At 69.6% G+C, this 17,085-nt stretch carries 18 protein-coding genes; 8 read left to right on the forward strand and 10 right to left on the reverse strand.

All coding sequences use genetic code 11. The features are described 5' to 3' along the window. The first annotated feature begins 148 nt into the window (after window positions 1–148). Window positions 149–763 (forward strand): TetR/AcrR family transcriptional regulator, encoded by a 615-nt coding sequence (locus CSW64_RS00400; protein WP_099620231.1) that lies wholly within the window; start codon window positions 149–151, stop codon window positions 761–763. A 14-nt stretch (window positions 764–777) separates the two neighbouring features. Here the strand turns inward: CSW64_RS00400 and CSW64_RS00405 are convergent, their stop codons facing one another. Then, a complete protein-coding gene (locus CSW64_RS00405; protein ID WP_216361275.1) occupies window positions 778–1,422 on the reverse strand; it encodes a YggS family pyridoxal phosphate-dependent enzyme in 645 nt (214 codons plus the stop codon). Between the two features lie 5 nt (window positions 1,423–1,427). Here CSW64_RS00405 and CSW64_RS00410 point away from each other — a divergent pair, with 5 nt between their 5' ends. Further along, entirely contained in the window at window positions 1,428–2,039 is a 612-nt protein-coding gene (locus CSW64_RS00410) for a thiamine phosphate synthase (RefSeq protein WP_099620233.1), read from the forward strand. On the opposite strand, the gene CSW64_RS00415 is transcribed toward CSW64_RS00410, so the two are convergent. Then, entirely contained in the window at window positions 2,029–2,487 is a 459-nt protein-coding gene (locus CSW64_RS00415) for an NtrZ family periplasmic regulatory protein (protein ID WP_099620234.1), read from the reverse strand. The two genes, CSW64_RS00410 and CSW64_RS00415, sit on opposite strands and share 11 nt — an antisense overlap. A gap of 252 nt (window positions 2,488–2,739) precedes the next feature. Here CSW64_RS00415 and CSW64_RS00420 point away from each other — a divergent pair, with 252 nt between their 5' ends. Genes CSW64_RS00420 through holA form a run of 4 tightly spaced genes read left to right on the forward strand, consistent with a single transcriptional unit; the run spans window position 2,740 to window position 7,418 of the window. Then, window positions 2,740–3,246, forward strand: a complete 507-nt coding sequence (locus CSW64_RS00420; RefSeq protein ID WP_099620235.1) for a DUF3576 domain-containing protein — start codon at window positions 2,740–2,742, stop codon at window positions 3,244–3,246. Window positions 3,247–3,279: 33 nt separating this feature from the next. Continuing rightward, window positions 3,280–5,862, forward strand: coding sequence for a leucine--tRNA ligase (leuS, locus tag CSW64_RS00425; protein WP_099620236.1), 2,583 nt, complete (start codon window positions 3,280–3,282; stop codon window positions 5,860–5,862). A 4-nt stretch (window positions 5,863–5,866) separates the two neighbouring features. Next, window positions 5,867–6,367, forward strand: coding sequence for an LPS assembly lipoprotein LptE (gene lptE / locus CSW64_RS00430; protein WP_245863791.1), 501 nt, complete (start codon window positions 5,867–5,869; stop codon window positions 6,365–6,367). A 4-nt stretch (window positions 6,368–6,371) separates the two neighbouring features. Next, a complete protein-coding gene (gene holA, locus CSW64_RS00435; protein ID WP_099620237.1) occupies window positions 6,372–7,418 on the forward strand; it encodes a DNA polymerase III subunit delta in 1,047 nt (348 codons plus the stop codon). Window positions 7,419–7,668: 250 nt separating this feature from the next. Here the strand turns inward: holA and CSW64_RS00440 are convergent, their stop codons facing one another. The 6 genes from CSW64_RS00440 to CSW64_RS00465 form a co-directional block, all read right to left on the reverse strand. Then, on the reverse strand, window positions 7,669–8,547 hold the full coding sequence (locus CSW64_RS00440; RefSeq protein ID WP_099620238.1) for a ParB/RepB/Spo0J family partition protein: 879 nt from the start codon (window positions 8,545–8,547) through the stop codon (window positions 7,669–7,671). 17 nt (window positions 8,548–8,564) lie between these two features. After that, window positions 8,565–9,353 (reverse strand): ParA family protein, encoded by a 789-nt coding sequence (locus tag CSW64_RS00445; RefSeq protein WP_099620239.1) that lies wholly within the window; start codon window positions 9,351–9,353, stop codon window positions 8,565–8,567. A gap of 31 nt (window positions 9,354–9,384) precedes the next feature. Beyond that, on the reverse strand, window positions 9,385–10,038 hold the full coding sequence (rsmG, locus tag CSW64_RS00450) for a 16S rRNA (guanine(527)-N(7))-methyltransferase RsmG (RefSeq protein ID WP_099620240.1): 654 nt from the start codon (window positions 10,036–10,038) through the stop codon (window positions 9,385–9,387). Then, window positions 10,013–11,881, reverse strand: a complete 1,869-nt coding sequence (gene mnmG / locus CSW64_RS00455) for a tRNA uridine-5-carboxymethylaminomethyl(34) synthesis enzyme MnmG (protein ID WP_099620241.1) — start codon at window positions 11,879–11,881, stop codon at window positions 10,013–10,015. Before mnmG ends, rsmG begins: the two co-directional genes overlap by 26 nt. 280 nt (window positions 11,882–12,161) lie before the next feature. After that, window positions 12,162–13,499 (reverse strand): tRNA uridine-5-carboxymethylaminomethyl(34) synthesis GTPase MnmE, encoded by a 1,338-nt coding sequence (mnmE, locus tag CSW64_RS00460; protein WP_099620242.1) that lies wholly within the window; start codon window positions 13,497–13,499, stop codon window positions 12,162–12,164. Continuing rightward, a complete protein-coding gene (locus CSW64_RS00465) occupies window positions 13,496–13,750 on the reverse strand; it encodes a DUF6489 family protein (RefSeq protein WP_099620243.1) in 255 nt (84 codons plus the stop codon). Before CSW64_RS00465 ends, mnmE begins: the two co-directional genes overlap by 4 nt. Window positions 13,751–13,846: 96 nt before the next feature. Here CSW64_RS00465 and CSW64_RS00470 point away from each other — a divergent pair, with 96 nt between their 5' ends. Together CSW64_RS00470 and CSW64_RS00475 are read left to right on the forward strand one after the other, a co-directional pair. Then, on the forward strand, window positions 13,847–14,545 hold the full coding sequence (locus tag CSW64_RS00470; RefSeq protein WP_099620244.1) for a dienelactone hydrolase family protein: 699 nt from the start codon (window positions 13,847–13,849) through the stop codon (window positions 14,543–14,545). Between the two features lie 5 nt (window positions 14,546–14,550). Next, window positions 14,551–15,522: a quinone oxidoreductase family protein gene (locus tag CSW64_RS00475; protein ID WP_099620245.1), complete on the forward strand. Its 972-nt coding sequence runs from the start codon at window positions 14,551–14,553 to the stop codon at window positions 15,520–15,522. A gap of 126 nt (window positions 15,523–15,648) precedes the next feature. On the opposite strand, the gene CSW64_RS00480 is transcribed toward CSW64_RS00475, so the two are convergent. Both CSW64_RS00480 and CSW64_RS00485 read right to left on the reverse strand, forming a co-directional pair. Beyond that, a complete protein-coding gene (locus CSW64_RS00480; protein ID WP_099620246.1) occupies window positions 15,649–16,440 on the reverse strand; it encodes a methyltransferase domain-containing protein in 792 nt (263 codons plus the stop codon). A 13-nt stretch (window positions 16,441–16,453) separates the two neighbouring features. Beyond that, window positions 16,454–17,062 carry a glutathione S-transferase family protein gene (locus CSW64_RS00485; protein ID WP_099620247.1) on the reverse strand — a complete coding sequence of 203 codons (609 nt, stop codon included), beginning with the start codon at window positions 17,060–17,062 and terminating at the stop codon, window positions 16,454–16,456. Window positions 17,063–17,085: the final 23 nt, after the last annotated feature.

Raw genomic sequence — 17,085 nt, forward strand, 5'->3', positions numbered from 1 at the left:
ACCCTCACGTTCGAAGATCAAGCGTCACGGAACGAGGGTCGACACGACCTGCTCCCGGCTCACGCCAGCTTTCCCCTTGTAGGCAAGGCGAAACTCGATAACATGAGGATCGCTCACGTTTTGGTGAGAGCCGAGCTTGACGCCGAGAATGATCGACCAGACCGACGGCCCCGGCCGCAAGCCGGTTCAGCAGCGCAGCCGCGAACGGCTCGAGCGCATCGTGACGGCCGCGGCGGACCTGATCGCGGCCGACGGCAGCGACCAGTTGAAGATGAGCGAAGTCGCCGCCCGGGCGGGCGTCTCGATCGGCTCGCTCTACCAGTACTTTCCGGACAAGGCGTCGATCCTGCGCACCCTGGCCGAGCGCTATGGCGCCGAGGGCCGGCGCTGTATCGCCGACGCCCTGGCGCCGGTCCGGGACCCGGAGAGCCTCAGGGCGGCGTATCTCGACCTGGTCGATCGCTACTATGCGATCTTCCTCGCCGAGCCGGTCATGCGCGACATCTGGTCAGGCATGCAGGCCGATCGGCAGCTGGCCGCGATCGAGATCGCCGAAAGCCGGATCGCCGGAAGTCTGCTGGCGGCGGCGATGACGCGCGCCCGGCCCGGCGTCGACCCAGAGACGCTCGCCGCGACCGCCTTCCTGATCTGGCACCTGGGCGAGGCCACGATGCGCCTGGCCATCTCGACGACGCCGGACGAGGGCCGCGCCCTGGTCGAGGCGTTCAAGCAGATGAGCGTGCGGGAGATCCTGGCGGCCTGAGCCGCAGCCCCGCCCTACCCCCGCGCCCCGAACAGGGCCGAGCCGACCCGCACGCTGGTGGCGCCGAACCGCACGGCGGTCTCGTAGTCGGCGCTCATGCCCATCGACAGCTTCGACAGGCCGTTGCGGGCGGCGATCCTGGCCAGCAGGGCGAAGTGCGGCCCCGCCGGCTCGGCCTCGGGCGGGATGCACATCAGGCCCTCGATCGTCAGGCCCAGCTCGCGGCAAAGCGCCAGGAAGGCGTCCGTCTCGGCCGGGGCGACGCCGGCCTTCTGGGGCTCCTCGCCGGTGTTGACCTGGACGTACAGGCGGGGCCGCCTGCCGGTCCGGGCCAGCTCATCGGCCAGGGCGCGGGCCAGCTTTTCCCGGTCGACCGTCTCGATCACATCGAACAGGGCGACAGCCTCCTTGACCTTGTTGGTCTGCAGCGGACCGATCAGGCGCAGCTCAACGCCCGCCCGCCGGGCTTCCCAGCGCCCCTGGGCCTCCTGGACGCGGTTCTCGCCGAACACGTGCTGGCCCGTGGCCAGCATCGCGTCGATCTTTTCGTCCGGCTGTTGCTTGGAGACCGCGACGAGGGTCACATCGGCCGGTTCGCGCCCCGCGGCCTTCGCCGCGGCGGCGACGGCATCCAGCACGGAAAGGCGCGCCTGGGCGATCGGTGATGAGTGAGGCAACGGACGATCTCCAACGGCTGGCCGACCTGGCCGCGTCCTTACGACCGCGCGTCGCCCCGCGAAAGCCCCTGCCCCGCCTGCTGTTCGTGACTGACCCGGACCGCACGCCCGACCCCGCCGCCGTCGCCGAGCGTCTGCCCGCGGGCTGGGGCGTGATCTACCGGGCGTTCGGACGGCTTGATGCGGTGGAGGTCGGTCTTCGCTTGCGGCGGACCACGCGCGCCCGGGGCCTGCCTCTGCTGGTCGGCGCCGATGCGGACCTGGCCCGAGCCTGTGAGGCGGACGGCCTACACCTGCCCGAACGGCTGATCGGCGAGGCGGCCGGCCACCCGGGCTGGATCGTCACCGCCGCCGCCCATTCCACCGAAGCCGTAGCGCGCGCCGCCGACGCCGGCTGCGACGCCGTGCTGGTCTCGCCGGTGTTTCCGAGCCGGAGCCCCTCGGCAGCCAGTCCCATGGGCGCAGAAGCCTTCGCGGCCCTGGTCGCGGCCAGTCCCCTGCCCGTCTACGCCCTGGGCGGCGTGAATACGAAAACCGCGCCGGAGCTGGTCGGCTCGGGCGCGGCGGGATTTGCGATGGTCGAAGCCGTCAGAACTTGAAGGCGGTCTCGAGACGAACGCGCGGCGCTTCCTCGCGGCCGTCGTTCTTGCGCAGCGGCGCCGGGTTGTTCGGACCGACGCCGACGGAGCCGCCGACGCGCAGTTGCGGGGTCACCTTGAAGAAGGCGCCCGCCTCGACGTCGCGGCCTTGCAGATCACGGGAGGTCGTCGGGTCGATTTCGTTGCGCGGCTTGATGTCCAGCGACAGGCCCCAGCGGCCCTTCTTGGCGTCCCAGGTGATGGAACGGCGGCCGTCTTGGTTGAACTGGCTGTCGCGGAAGGTGTCGCCGCGGACTTCGAAGTCCGGCGCCGGCTGAACGCGGGGTTTGGATGCGATATTCTGGGCATGAGCCGTCGTCGCCACGCCCGCCAGGGCCAGCGCCGAAATCACGGCGATGCCATACACCTTCACCATAGCGTCGTCCGGCTCCCCCAGCCGCTTTCCCATTTACCAGTTCCAGTACTTGGAAATGGTGTTCCTCGGATTGCGATTAAAGTCCGTATGACCCTCGGGTCAATGCGTCGAAACCCCTAGAGGTCCCTTGGGGATGGATTCCCCCTCCGCCTGTGGCGCGGACGCAACGAGATTCCCGTTTGGCGGCGGCGAGGCCTTGTTGTAGACGGGCTATGAGGGGCGTCGGGGGTGTACGCCGCTGCGCGCTCTCTGAAGGCGCGGCTGGAACGAGTGGAGCGAGAGAATATGGCGTTTGCGCGCAGGTCGTGGAAGCGGATCGCCTCCGCCGGCATTCTGGCGCTGACCGTGACGGGCCTGGCGGCCTGCAGCACGAGCGGCGGAACCCGGACCTTCCAGACCCAGGAAGAAGGCGGGTTCAACCCGTTCAAGATCGGCCGCGGTTCGTCGTCGGCCAAGGTCGAAGGGCCGCAGCTCGGCGTGAACGGCTATCTGTGGCGCGCCACGCTGGACACCCTGTCCTTCATGCCGCTGGCCTCGGCCGACCCGTACGGCGGCGTGATCATCACCGACTGGTACGTGAACCCCGAGAAGGCGGACGAGCGCTTCAAGGTCACGGTCTACATTCTCGACACGCGACTTCGGGCCGACGGCCTGAATGTCACCGTCTTCAAGCAGGTCGGCGGCGCCGCCGGCTGGACCGACGCTCCGACGACGGCCCAGACCGAAACGGACATCGAGAACGCCATCCTGACCAAGGCCCGCCAGCTGCGTCTGGCCAACATGGCGCGCTGATCCCAGCGCGCCGGACTTCCCTGAAAGCCTTCAATGGCCCGCTACAATCCGAAGGACGTAGAGCCCAAATGGCGTGACGCCTGGGCTCGCAAGGACGTTTTCCGCGTCGCCAACGACGATCCGAGGCCGAAGTACTACGTCCTCGAGATGTTCCCCTATCCGTCGGGGCGCATCCACATGGGCCATGTGCGCAACTACGCCATGGGCGACGTGGTCGCGCGCTACCGCCGGGCCCAGGGCCATGCGGTGCTGCACCCGATGGGCTGGGACGCCTTCGGCATGCCGGCCGAGAACGCCGCCATGGAGCGCGGCGTTCACCCCAAGGGCTGGACCTACGACAACATCGCCGCGATGCGCGACCAGCTGAAGCTGCTGGGCCTCTCGATCGACTGGAGCCGCGAGTTCGCGACCTGCGACCCTGAATACTACGGCCAGCAGCAGGCCTGGTTCCTGAAGCTGCTGGAGCGCGGCCTCGTCTACCGCAAGGAAGCCACCGTGAACTGGGATCCGGTCGACATGACCGTCCTGGCCAACGAGCAGGTCATCGACGGTCGCGGCTGGCGCTCGGGCGCCGTGGTCGAGAAGAAGAAGCTGACCCAGTGGTTCATGCGGATCACCGACTATGCTGACGACCTGATCGACAGCCTGGCGACCCTGGACCGCTGGCCGGACAAGGTCCGGACCATGCAGGAGAACTGGATCGGCCGCTCGACCGGCCTGCAGTTCTTCTTCGATTTCGACGGCGTCGCCCCGAAGGGCTTCGACAAAGGGCTGGAGGTCTACACCACCCGTCCCGACACGCTGTTCGGCGCATCGTTCGTCGGCGTCGCGCCAGATCATCCGTTGGCGGAGCAATTGGCCGCCGCCGATCCGAAGGTCGCCGCCTTCGTCGCCGAATGCCGCAGGGGCGGCACTTCGGAAGCCGATATCGAGGGCGCCGAAAAGCTGGGCTACGACACCGGCCTGCGGGTGAAGCACCCGTTCGTCGAAGGCGAGACCCTGCCGGTCTGGATCGCCAACTTCATCCTGATGGACTACGGCACGGGCGCCATCTTCGCCTGTCCGGCCCACGACCAGCGCGACCTGGACTTCGCCCGCAAGTACGGCCTGCCGGTCAAGCCCGTGGTCCTGCCCGCCGACGCCCATCCGGCCACCTTCATGGTCGGGTCCGAGGCCTATGTCGGCCCCGGCAAGATCTTCAACTCCGGCTTCCTGGACGGCATGACCGTCGAACAGGCGAAGGCCGAAGCGGTGGCCAAGATCGAGGCGGCCGGCAAGGGCGAGGGCGCGACCGTCTACCGCCTGCGCGATTGGGGCGTCTCTCGACAGCGCTACTGGGGCTGTCCGATCCCGGTCGTCCACTGCAAGGCCTGCGGCGTGGTTCCGGCCTCGGCCGACCAGCTGCCGGTGATCCTGCCCGACGACGTCAGCTTCGAGCAGCCGGGCAACCCGCTGCTGCGCCACCCGACCTGGCGGTTCACGACCTGCCCGAGCTGCGGCGGCGAAGCCGAGCGCGAGACCGACACCCTGGACACCTTCATGGACTCGTCCTGGTACTTCGCGCGCTTCGCCAACCCGGACGCGGCTGAGCCGATCGACAAGGCGGCGGCCGACAAGTGGTTGCCCGTCGACCAGTACATCGGCGGCATCGAGCACGCCGTGCTGCATCTGCTGTACGCCCGCTTCATCACCCGCGCCCTGAAGGACGAGGGGATGCTGTCGGTGAAGGAGCCCTTCGCGGGCCTGTTCACCCAGGGCATGGTCACGCACGAGACCTACTTCCGCCAGGCCGGCGACCGCCCCGAGTGGGTCGAGCCGGCGGCGATCGACCTGATCGCCGAGGGCGGGACCCGGATCGCGAAGCTGAAGACCACCGGCGAGACCATCTCGATCGGCGACGTCGAGAAGATGTCGAAGTCGAAGAAGAACGTCGTCGCGCCCGAGGACATCTTCGAGACCTACGGCGTCGACGCCGCCCGCCTGTTCGTCATGTCCGACAGCCCGCCCGAGCGGGACGTGCAGTGGAGCACCGGCGGCGTCGAAGGGGCAGGGCGGTTCGTGGGCCGCGTCTGGGCCGAGTTCGACAGCCAGGGCGCCGCGCCGGCGGGTCCGGATACGGATCCGCGGGGCGAAGAACTGCGTCGCGCCGCACACAAGACGATCAAGGCCGTCACCGAGTCGATCGAGGGCTTCCGGTTCAACAGCGGCATCGCCCGCCTGTACGAATTCCTGAACGTTCTCAAGGCCTTCCCGGCCACGGACACCGGCGTCGCCCAGGCGCGCGCCGAAGCCCTGTCCATCCTGGCCCGACTGATCGCGCCCTTTACGCCGCACCTGGCCGAGGAGTGCTGGACCCGGCTGGGCGAAGACGGGATGGCCGTCGACGCGCCGTGGCCCAAGGCCGATCCGGCCCTGGTGGTCGACAGCGAGGTCGTGCTGCCGGTGCAGGTCAACGGCAAGCGTCGCGGCGAGCTGCGCGTGCCCGCCGACGCCGATGAAGCGACGGTCCGCGAGAAGGCTCTGGCGGACCCGAACGTCTCGGTCCACCTTGAGGGTCTGAGCGTGCGAAAGGTGATCGTGGTGCCGGGCCGTATCATCAACATCGTGGCGGGGTAGGGCGGTGAAGCGTCATATCCTCGCCCTCGCCCTGCTGACGCTCGCCGCGCCGGGACTGTCCGCCTGCGGGTTCACGCCGCTTTACGCCCAACCGGGCGTCTCCAGCGGTCTGTCGGGCATCGAAACGGTCGCTCCGGACGGTCGCGCCGGCTATCTGCTGCGTGAAGCCCTGGACGACGCCCTGGCCCGCGACCGGGCCTTGCCGCCGATCTATCGGCTCCAGATCGACCTGAAGCAGGTCCGCACCGCGCGCGGCCGTCGCGTCGACTCCGCGGCCAGCCGCTATGAGCTGGTGTTCCAGGCCGACTGGAAGCTGGTCGACGCCAAGACCGGCGGCGTCGCCCGCGAAGGCCATGCCGAGACCGAGGTCTCCTACGACCGCGGTGAACAGCCCTACGCCGCCATCAGCGCCAGCCAGGACGCCGAACAACGCGCGGCGTCGGAGCTCGCCCGCAAGATCCAGCTGCAGCTGGCCGACTGGATGGCGCGCGGCCAGGCGGGGTGATCGCGTGATCATCTCGAAACGCCCCGAGGTCGAACGCTTCCTCAAGGGCCCCGAGCCTCAGTTCCGCGCGGCCCTGATCTACGGCAAGGACCGGGGCGGCGTGCGCGAACGCGCCGACCGCCTGGCCAAGGTCGTCACCGCCAACCCCGACGATCCGTTCGACTCCGCCCTGCTGACCGACGACGAGGCCGAAGGCGGCCGTCTCGAAGGCGAACTCTCGGCCATCTCGATGATGGGCGGCCGCCGTCTGGTGCGGCTGCGGTTCACCGGCGAGAAAACCGGCCCCGACAAGGCCGCCGCCGAGGCCCTGACGGCCCATGCCGAGGGCAAACTGAACCCGGACGCCTTCTTCCTGATCGAGGCCGGCGCCCTGGGCCGGGAATCGGCGCTACGGAAAGCCGCGGAGAAGGCCGCCAGCTGCGCCGCCATCCCCTGCTACGAGGACGAGCCCGGCGATGTCGCCAGGCTGGTCCGTGAGGCCCTTGCCGCCGACAAGGTGAGCCTGGACACCCAGGCCCTCGAAACCTTCGTCTCGCGCCTCCCCAGAGAGCGCGGCGTGGCCCGGCAGGAGATGGAGCGCCTGGCGCTCTGGCTGGGCCCGGGAAGCGGCCGTACGGCCACGGTGAAGGATCTGGAGGAGTTCCTGGGCGTCGAGCCCGAAGCCTCGCTGCTGGACGCCGCCGCCGACGCCTTTGGCGGGAAGCTGGCGGCGGCGCATGCGGGTTTGCGCCGGGCCGCGGCCGAAGGGGAGGGCGGTCCCGCCGCCGTCCGCGCCATGAGCCTGCACCTCGCCCGGCTGCGCCGGACCCTGACCCTGGCCGCCAACGGCGCCACCCTGCCGGAAGCGGCCAAGGCCTCAGGCGTCTTCTGGAAGCAGGAGCGGGAGTTCCTCCGCCAGGCCCGCGCCTGGTCGCTCGAGCATCTCACGGCCCTGCAGCCGGAAGTGCTGGCCGCGGACATGGCCTGCAAGAGCTCAGGCGCGCCGGATCAGCTCATAGCCGAGCGACTGGCGCTCACCATCGCTGGGCGAGCGCGGCGGCTGGGACTGTAGCGCGGCGCCGCGGCTCAGCTTGCACAACCCTCCGCCGTCATCCTCGCGCCCGTCGCGAGGACGACGGGAAGAGAGGACGCGACCCGAAATTCCCGGAAGGGCGGTCTTCGACGAGGGCGCAACCCTGAAAAGAAAAACGGAGCCGCGAAGGACTCCGAAATTCCTCAATGATTTCAACGCCCCGGAAGGGAAATGGCCTCTGTGGCGAAATTGGGGGCGGCGGCCGTATCCGAGGCCGTCTCCCGGCGGCTCAGCCGCCCCTCGTCAGGCGTCGGCACAGGTCGTCGAGCTGCTCCAGCGTCTTGTACTTGATGGTCAGCTGGCCGACGCCGCCCTTGTCGCGGATCTCGACGGGCAGGCCGAGCACCTCGGCCAGGTCGTCCTCGAGCGCGGCGGTGTCGGTGTCCTTGCCCGGCTTCGGCGTCGAGGGCTTGGCCGGCTTCGCGGACGGACCCTCCTTGGCCAGCGCCTCTGTTTCACGGACGTTGAGGTCGCGCTCGATCACCTCGCGGGCGAGGGCGACGGCGTTGGGATGACCGACCAGGGCCCGGGCATGACCGGCGGTCATACGACCCTCGGCCAGGAAGCCCTGGATCTCGTCGGGCAGGGTCAGCAGGCGCAGCGCGTTGGCCACGTGCGGCCGGCTCTTGCCGACGACCTTGGAGACCTCTTCCTGAGTTCTTCCAAAGCGATCCATCAAGGCCTTGTAGCTGAGCGACTCCTCGATCACGCCCAGGTCGGAGCGCTGCACGTTCTCGACGATGGCGATCTCGAGCACCTGCCGGTCGTCCAGATCGCGGACCAGGGCGGGCATGGCGCGCAGTCCGGCCTGCTGCGAGGCGCGCCAGCGACGCTCGCCGGCGACCAGCTGGTATTCCCCGGGCATACCGGGCGCGGGGCGGACCAGCACCGGCTGGAGCACGCCCTTCTCGCGGATCGAGTCGGCCAGTTCGGCGATCTGCGCCTCGGCGAAGCGACGGCGCGGCTGGTCCGGGTTGCGGTGGATCAGCTCGATCGGGATTTCGCGCGCGCCCGTGCTCTCGCCGGCGGGGGCGGGGGCGTTCTCGGCGTCGGCCTCACCCAACAGCGCGGAGAGACCCCGGCCCAGACCCCTGCGACCTTCCACCATCGTCGATGACGCTCCACTCATGCGGCTTGAAGCCGCCGTTCACGTTCACGGCCCACGACCTCGCGGGCGAGCTTGAGATAGGCCTGCGACCCGGCGCACTTCAGATCGTAGATCAGCACCGGCTTGCCGAAGGAGGGCGCCTCGGACACCCGAACATTCCGGGGGATGACCGTCTCGTAGACCTTGGACCCGAAGTGGGCGCGGACGTCGCCGGCCACCTGTTCCGACAGGCTGTTGCGGCGATCGAACATGGTCAGGACCACGCCCTGGATCTCCAGCGCCGGGTTCAGGCTGCCGCGCACCAGCTCCACCGTGCGGAGCAGCTGGGTCAGGCCTTCGAGGGCGAAGAACTCGCACTGCAGCGGCACGAACACCGCGTCGGCGGCGGTCATCGCGTTGACCGTCAGCAGGTTCAGTGACGGCGGGCAGTCGATGAGGACATAGGTGTAGTCGCCGGCCACGCGCAGGGTCTCCAGTGCGTCGCGCAGGCGGTACGACCGGCGCGGCGCATGGCCCAGTTCGAGCTCGACGCCCGACAGGTCCGGATCCGATGGGATGATGTCGAAGCCGGGCAGGGCGGTCGGGACGGTGGCGTCCTTGGCCGGCGTCTCGCCCATCAGCACGTCGTACAGCGTCGTCTTGCGCTGCTGGCGCGAGATGCCGAGGCCCGTCGAGGCGTTGCCCTGGGGGTCGGCGTCGATCAGCAGCACCTTCTCGCCGACCGCGGCCAGGGCGGTGCCCAGGTTGATGGCGGTGGTCGTCTTGCCCACGCCGCCCTTCTGGTTGGCGACGGCCAGGACCCGCATCGGGGCGGGCGGTAGGACCGGGGCGAGCCTGTCAGACACGGGAGAGTCCCTTCACTTGAACGATACGGCCGCGCGGGTCGCTGCGGCTGACGGTCAGTTCGCTTTCGAATCTCCAAGCCTTCTCGGCTTCCTGGAGCTCGGATACCACGTCCTGACCCTTCAGAAACAGACCAACGGCCCCGCGCTTGAGATAGGGCCGCGCGTACCCCAACAGTCGGGACATCGGCGCGCAAGCCCGCGCCGTGACGATATCCACAGTCAGTGACAGGTCTTCCGCACGTACGTTGTGAATCTCGGTGGGCAGGTCGAGTTCCTTCGACACCTGCGCCAGGAAGCGGCAGCGCTTGGTCATGCTCTCGACAAGGTGGACCTTGGCGCCGGGCGCGCCCTTGAGCATCGCCGCCAGGACCAGGCCGGGGAAGCCGGCGCCGGCCCCGAGATCGGCCCAGGTCTTCGCCTGCGGCGCCAGCTGCAGCAGCTGGGCGCTGTCCCAGGCATGGCGGTTCCAGAAGTCCGGGATGGTGGCCGGGCCGACGAGGTTCATCACCGCATTGCCCTCGGTCAGCATCTCGAGGAAGCGGGTCAGGTCGGCGATCTGGGCCGGAGTGGCTTGGGTGAGGGCCTGATAGCCCGCGGCGTCCAGCACCGCGCCAGCCGCCTCAGGCGGCGCGGGGGCGTCGGACATGGGCGAGCAGGGCGGTCAGGGCGCCGGGCGTGACGCCCTCGATACGGGCGGCTTGGCCCAGGGTCAGAGGACGCACGGCGGCGAGCTTCTCACGGACTTCGTTGGAAAGACCGCCCACCGCCGCATAGTCCAGGTCGGCGGGCAGGCGCAGGGCTTCGTCGCGGCGGAAGGCTTCGACATCGGCGGCCTGGCGATCGAGATAGCCGGCGTAGCCCGCATCGATCTCGATCTGCTCACGCACGGCCGGCGACCAGGCGCCGATGTCGGGCCAGATCTCCGCCAGCCGATCCAGGTCGACGCCCGGATAGGCGAGCAGCTGGGTCAGGTCACGGCGCTGGCCATCGGCCTTCACCGGCAGCCCGGCCTTGGCCGCGGCGGCGGGCGTCAGGGTCAGCGAGCGGGCAAGCGCGCGGGCGTCGTCGAGCTCGCGTTGTTTCACGTGAAACACCGCCGCCCGCTCCGGACCCACGACACCGAGCTCGACACCCTTGCCGGTCAGCCGCTGGTCGGCGTTGTCGGCCCGCAGCAACAGCCGGAACTCGGCCCGGCTGGTGAACATGCGGTAGGGCTCGGTGACTCCCCGGGTGACCAGGTCGTCGATGAGCACACCGATATAGGCCTCGTCCCGGGCGAACGTCGTCGCCTCCAGGCCCGAGGCTTCTCGCGCGGCGTTCATGCCGGCCACCAGGCCCTGGGCGCCGGCTTCCTCATACCCGGTCGTGCCGTTGATCTGGCCCGCCAGGTAAAGGCCCGGCAAGCGCTTCACCTCCAGCGTCGGATACAGCTCGCGCGGATCCACATAGTCGTACTCAATCGCGTAGCCGAACCGCCGGACCTCGACATTCTCCAGCCCCACGATGGTGCGCAGGAACAGCAGCTGGGTCTCCTCCGAGACCGAGGTCGAGACCCCGTTCGGATAGACCGTGTCGTCGTCCAGGCCTTCGGGCTCCAGGAAGATCTGGTGGCTGGTCTTGTCGGCGAACCGGACGACCTTGTCCTCGATCGACGGGCAGTAGCGCGGGCCTCGGCCCTCGATCCGCCCGCCGTAGACCGCCGACTCCGTCAGGCGCTCGGCGATAATCCGGTGGGTCTCGGCATTGGTCCAGGTGATGCCGCACCGGATCTGCGGCACGTCGATCCGATCGTTCAGGAAAGAGAAGGGGACGGGCGTCTCGTCCGCCGACTGCATCTCCAGCCGGTCCCAGGCGATGGTCGAGCCGTCGAGCCGGGCAGGGGTGCCGGTCTTGAGGCGCCCCATGTCCAGCCCCAGGGCATACAGGCGATCCGACAGGCCGATGGACGGCTGATCGCCGACCCGGCCCGCGGGAATGCGCTTGTCGCCGAGGTGGATGATCCCTTTCAGGAAGGTGCCGGTGGTCAGCACCACGCGGCCTGCCGGATACTCGGTTCCGGAGGCGCCGATCGCGCCCGCGACGACGCCGTCGACCACGATCAGGTCTTCGACGGCGTCGGCGACGATATCGAGGTTGGAGTAGGCGGCCAGCTCGGCCTGCATGGCTTCGCGATAGAGCCGGCGGTCGATCTGCGAGCGCGGCCCGCGCACGGCCGGCCCCTTGGACCGGTTCAGCATGCGGAACTGGATGCCGGCCTTGTCCGCCAGCCGACCCATCAGGCCGTCCAGGGCGTCGATCTCCCGGACGAGGTGGCCCTTGCCCAGGCCGCCGATGGCCGGGTTGCAGCTCATCTCGCCGATGGTCTCGATCTTGTGCGTCAGCAGCAGGGTGCGCGCGCCGACGCGCGCCGACGCGGCCGCGGCTTCGCAACCGGCGTGTCCGCCGCCGATCACGATCACGTCCCAGGCGCTGGAAGAGGTGCTGGCCATCACGAATGTCCGAAAGCGAACGCCCCCGACGGGCGGGGGCGACGGGGCAGGGTCTATAGCCGAAAGTGGGGTCGGAGTCTCGCGGACTCAATGACGGAGGAGCGACTGAGGAAGGAAGGCGGTTGCTCTCTGCCTGGTTCGAGACGCTCGCCTGAGGGCTCGCTCCTCAGCATGACAAATTCAGAGCCATTCGACCTTCGTCATGGTGAGGAGCGCTCGGAGAGCGCGTCTCGAACCCCGCACTCCGCTCCAGCGCCCCCTCAGTGTTTCACGTGAAACATCACTTCCCGATGCAGAAGCTGGAGAACACCCGGTCCAGCACCGCCTCCGGATCGACCCGGCCGGACACCCGCTCCAGCGCCCGGGCCGCCAGGCGCACGTCTTCCGCCGCCAGCTCCGGCTCTCGCTGCGCCAGCGCGCGGGCGACCCGTTCCGCCGCCTCCCGCAGACTTTCGGCGTGCCGCAGCCGGGTCGCCGCCGGGAACTCGGCGGCGGAGAGGGCGGCCACCACCCGCTCGGTCAGCCAGCTCCGGACCGCCTCAACGCCCCCGGACTTCAGCGAGACGTCCAAGGTCTCCAGCCCCTTGTCCGCCGCCGCCGCGCGGGCGCGGTCCCCATCCAGCCCCGTGACCAGGTCGGCCTTGTTGAGCAGGCAGAGATCACCCGCCCGGGCCAGCTCCCCAGCCTCGCGCCAGGCCCCGTCGGAGCCATGCGCATCCACGACCCAGATACGCAGGTCGGCGTCCTCGGCCCAGGCCCGCGCCCGGCGCACGCCCTCGGCCTCGATGGCTTCGTCGGTCTCGCGGACGCCGGCCGTATCGGCCAGAAGGGCCTTGTAGCCGCCCAGCACCAGCGGAACCTCGATGACGTCCCGCGTCGTCCCAGGGGTCGCCGTCACGATCGCCGCGTCCCGCTCGGCCAGCGCGTTGAGCAGGCTGCTCTTGCCCGCGTTCGGCGCCCCGACCAGAGCGATGCGGAACCCCTCCCGCACCCGCCGGCCGCGCTCGGAGTCCAGCAAGGCGGCCTGCAGTTCGCGCTGCAGACCTTCCAACGGCCCTCGCGCCCGGGCCGCGACGTCCTCAGGCAGATCCTCGTCCGGGAAATCGACCGCGGCCTCCAGCACGGCCAGGGCCTCGACCAGCGCCTCGCGCCAGCCGTCGTAGCGGCGGGAGAGGTTGCCGCCCAGCTGGTCCAGCGCCTGACGCGCCTGCGCCGAGGTCTCGGCGTCGATCAGGTCGGCCACAGCCTCGGCCTGGGCCAGATCCAGCTTGCCGTTCTGGAAGGCCCGCCGCGTGAACTCGCCCGGTTCGGCCAGCCGCAGACCGAGCGCCGACAGCGCCTCGACCAGGGCGTCGACCACGGCCAGGCCGCCATGGACGTGGAACTCCGCCCCGTCCTCGCCGGTGTAGCTGGCCGGGCCAGGGAACCAGAAGGTCAGGGCTTCGTCGATCGGGGCGCCGTCCAGGTCACGGAGCCGGCGCAATGACGCCCGGCGAGGGGAGGGAACTCCGCCGGCCAGGGCCGCGACGGCGTCCCGGACGCCAGGTCCCGACAGACGCACCACCGCCAGCGCCGCGCGACCAGGCGCGGTGGCCGGGGCGAAGATGGTGTCGGTCATTCGGACGGCTTGGTCCCGAATCCGGCCGAGCCCGTCGCCGCCGTCATCAGTTTGCGGAACTGCTCCTGAGCGCCGGCCCCGAAAGCCATCCAGTTCTTCATCAGCTCATCCGGCGCCAGGGCGGCCATATTGGCCTCCATGCGTTTCTGCATCTCCTCGACGAGATGGTCGTTCAACGCACTGACATCGGGCAGGCCTAGAAAGGTTCGCGCCTCCACGGGAGTGCAGTCGATCTCGATGGTGACCTTCATGGCCTCTTTCCTTGCCTCGGCGGCGGGTTTGTTATGGCCCGCGACGACGCCATCGCGTTAACACCACGCCAGACATCAAACGGGAGAGTACGGACGATGAGCGGAGAACGCCTGACCATCAAGACGCCGGACGGCGAGTTTTCGGCCTATGTGGCCCGACCGGCGGCCGCCAAGGCGCCCGCGGTCGTCGTGATCCAGGAGATCTTCGGCGTCAACGCCGTGATGCGCGAGATCACCGACGAACTCGCCGCCGCGGGCTACCTCGCCATCTGCCCCGACCTGTTCTGGCGGATCGAGCCCGGCATCGACATCACCGACCGGTCGAAGGAAGAGTGGGATCGCGCCTTCGAACTGTTCAACGCCTTCGATGTCGACAAGGGCGTCGAGGACATTCAGGCGACGGTCGACCTGATCCGCAAGGACCCGGGCTGCAACGGCAAGGTCGGCTCGGTCGGATACTGCCTGGGCGGCAAGCTGGCCTTCCTGACGGCCACCCGCACCGACGTCGACGCCGCGGTCGCCTACTACGGCGTGGGCCTCGATTCGCTGACCGGCGAGGCGCAGAAGATCACCCGGCCGCTGCTGATGCACATCGCGACCGAGGACGGCTTCGTGCCCAAGGAGGCCCAGGCCGCGATTCACGCCGCCCTCGACAACCATCCCCTGATCACGATCCACGACTACGTCGGCCGTGACCACGCCTTCGCCCGCACCGGCGGGGACCACTACGACGCCGGCGACGCCGCCCTGGCCAACCAGCGCACTCTCGATTTCTTCAAGGCCAACCTGGGGTAACCAGCATGCTCGCCATCCAGGCCGTCCGCGCCGGCGGACCCGAGGTTCTCGAAGTCGTCGAGGTTCCGGTTCCCGAACCGGGTCCGAACCAGATCCTGGTCCGTCATGAAGCGGTCGGGCTGAACTTCATCGACACCTACCAACGGTCCGGACTCTATCCGGTCCGGATGCCGGCGGTGCTCGGCCTGGAGGCGGCCGGCGTGGTCGAAGCCGTGGGCGAGGGGGTCTCCCGCTTCGCGCCCGGCGATCGCGTCGCCTACGGCAACGGTCCGCTCGGCGCCTATGCCGAGTTCCATGTCGTGCCGGAGGGCCGCGCCGTGCGCGTGCCCGCCGGCGTCGACAGCCGCACCGCGGCCGGAGCCATGCTCAAAGGCATGACGGCGGAGTTCCTGCTCCGCCGCTGCGCTCCGGTGAAGGCCGGCGACTGGGTGCTGGTCCAGGCCGCGGCCGGCGGGGTCGGAACCATCCTGGTGCAATGGGCCAAGGCCCTGGGCGCCAAGGTCATCGGCACAGCGGGCGACGCCTCCAAAGCGGCGCTGGCCAAGGCCAACGGCGCGGACGAGACCATCCTCTACCGCGACCAGGACGTGGCCGAGCGGGTCAAGACCATCACCGGCGGCCAGGGCGTGCGGGTCGTCTACGACGGCGTCGGCGCGGCCACCTTCCAGGGCAGTCTCGACAGTCTCGGCCGCCGCGGGACCATGGTCACCTACGGCAACGCCTCGGGCCCCGTGCCGCCGGTCGCGCCGCTGGAACTGTCGAAGCGCGGGTCGCTGCATCTGACCCGGCCGACGCTGTTCGACTATGTGGCCACCACCGAGGAGCTGGACGAGAGCGCCGGCGCGCTGTTCGAGGTCATCGCCTCGGGCGCAGTGAAGATCGAGATCGGCCAGACCTTCCCCCTGGCCGAGACCCGCCTGGCCCACGAAGCCCTCGAGGCGAGGGGCACGACGGGCTCGACCCTGCTGCTGCCGTAACACGGGGTCGTCCCGGAAGCCTCGCAGAGGCTATCCGGGACCCAGAGACGACGCCGCGGCTCTGGGTCCCGGCTCTACGCTACGCTTCGGCCGGGATGACCACTGGAAATCCGAGCCACGCTTTCTCTAGGGCGTACGGCCGACGACCTGGACGATCCTGGGCAGGCTCATGAAGACTCCGGGATCGTCGGCCGCCTCGCGCAGCATGATCAGCGCATCCTCGACCTGGTCCCGGGTGGCGATCCGCTCGGCCGCCAGCACCTCGGCGATGGCTTCGAGGGTCAGGGCGGCGATGACCTTCACCGGCCCTTCAAGCCCCGCGGGATTCACCGCCTTGGCGTCGAGCGCGACGAAACCGGCCTCGGCCAACAGGCCGGGCAGCTTCTGGCCGATCTCCGCGTCGGCTCCGCGCAGGAACGCCGCCTCGCGATACCAGACGACATAGTCCTCGAACGCCGGCAGGGGCGGGCGCACGAAGTGGCCGCCGAAGTCGACATCCTCCACCAGGATGCGCCCGCCGGGCGTGAGCCGGCCTCGAAGCGCCGCGAGCGCCGCCGGGACATCGGTCAGATGCGACAGCAGGAAGCGCGCATAGATCAGGTCGAACGGCCCGTCCGGCGGATCAAGCACATCGCCCTCGGCGAAGCGGAGATGGGCCAGGCCGGCGCCCGCTTCCCACGCCGCGGCGATCTTCACCTCGTCGCCGTCGACGCCCAGCACCGAGCCGGACGGGCCGACCCGTCGCGCCAGTTCCCGGGACACGTCGCCGGCGCCGCAGCCGGCGTCGAGCACCTTCAGGCCTTCCCACGGACCGGCGCGGTCGAGCAGCGCCCCGGTGTAGGGGCCCATGACCTCGGACAGGACGGAGAGCCGCGCCCGACCCTCCTCGCCACCCTGGATGATGTAGCTGGAGGACATCGATGCGGCTCCGTCAGGCCAGGGCCGCCGCGCGCTGGAAGGCCGGCCGCTCTCGCAGCCGACCGAAATAGGCCGCCACGTTCGGCGGATACTGCTCGTGCAGCTTGAACAGGGTCCCGAGGTTCAGGCTGTAGCCCACCGAGATGTCGGCCAGGGTGAAGCGGTCGGCGGCGAGCCACGCCTTTCCGACCAGCACCTGTTCCAGCAGCCCCACCCGTTCCTGGAAGGCGGCGAGCGCCTCGTCGCGCAGGATATCGCTGCGACCCGGCTCCGGCCCGAAGGTCTGGCGGACCAGCGCGCCCAGCGGCGGCATCAGGGTCGCCTCGCCGAACCAGAGCCATTGCAGGTAGTCGGTGCGGCCGGCCCGGCCCGCCTCGACGATCAGGTCGTTGCCCAGCTGGCGCTCGGCCAGCCATTCGCAGATGGCCATCGACTCGTGGAGCTTCACCTCGCCGTCGACGAAGGTCGGGATCTGGCCGAGCGGATGAATGTCTAGATAGGCGGGATCGTTGAGCTTGGGCGGAAACTGGACCCGCACGCCGTCGTAGGCGTCGCCGAGCTCTTCCAAGGTCCAGAGCACGCGCAGCGAACGCGCATAGGGCGCATAATAGACCTTCACCATGTCGTCCCCCTTATCGTTGGGAG

The organism is Caulobacter mirabilis (genome assembly GCF_002749615.1).
GTDB lineage: Bacteria > Pseudomonadota > Alphaproteobacteria > Caulobacterales > Caulobacteraceae > Caulobacter > Caulobacter mirabilis.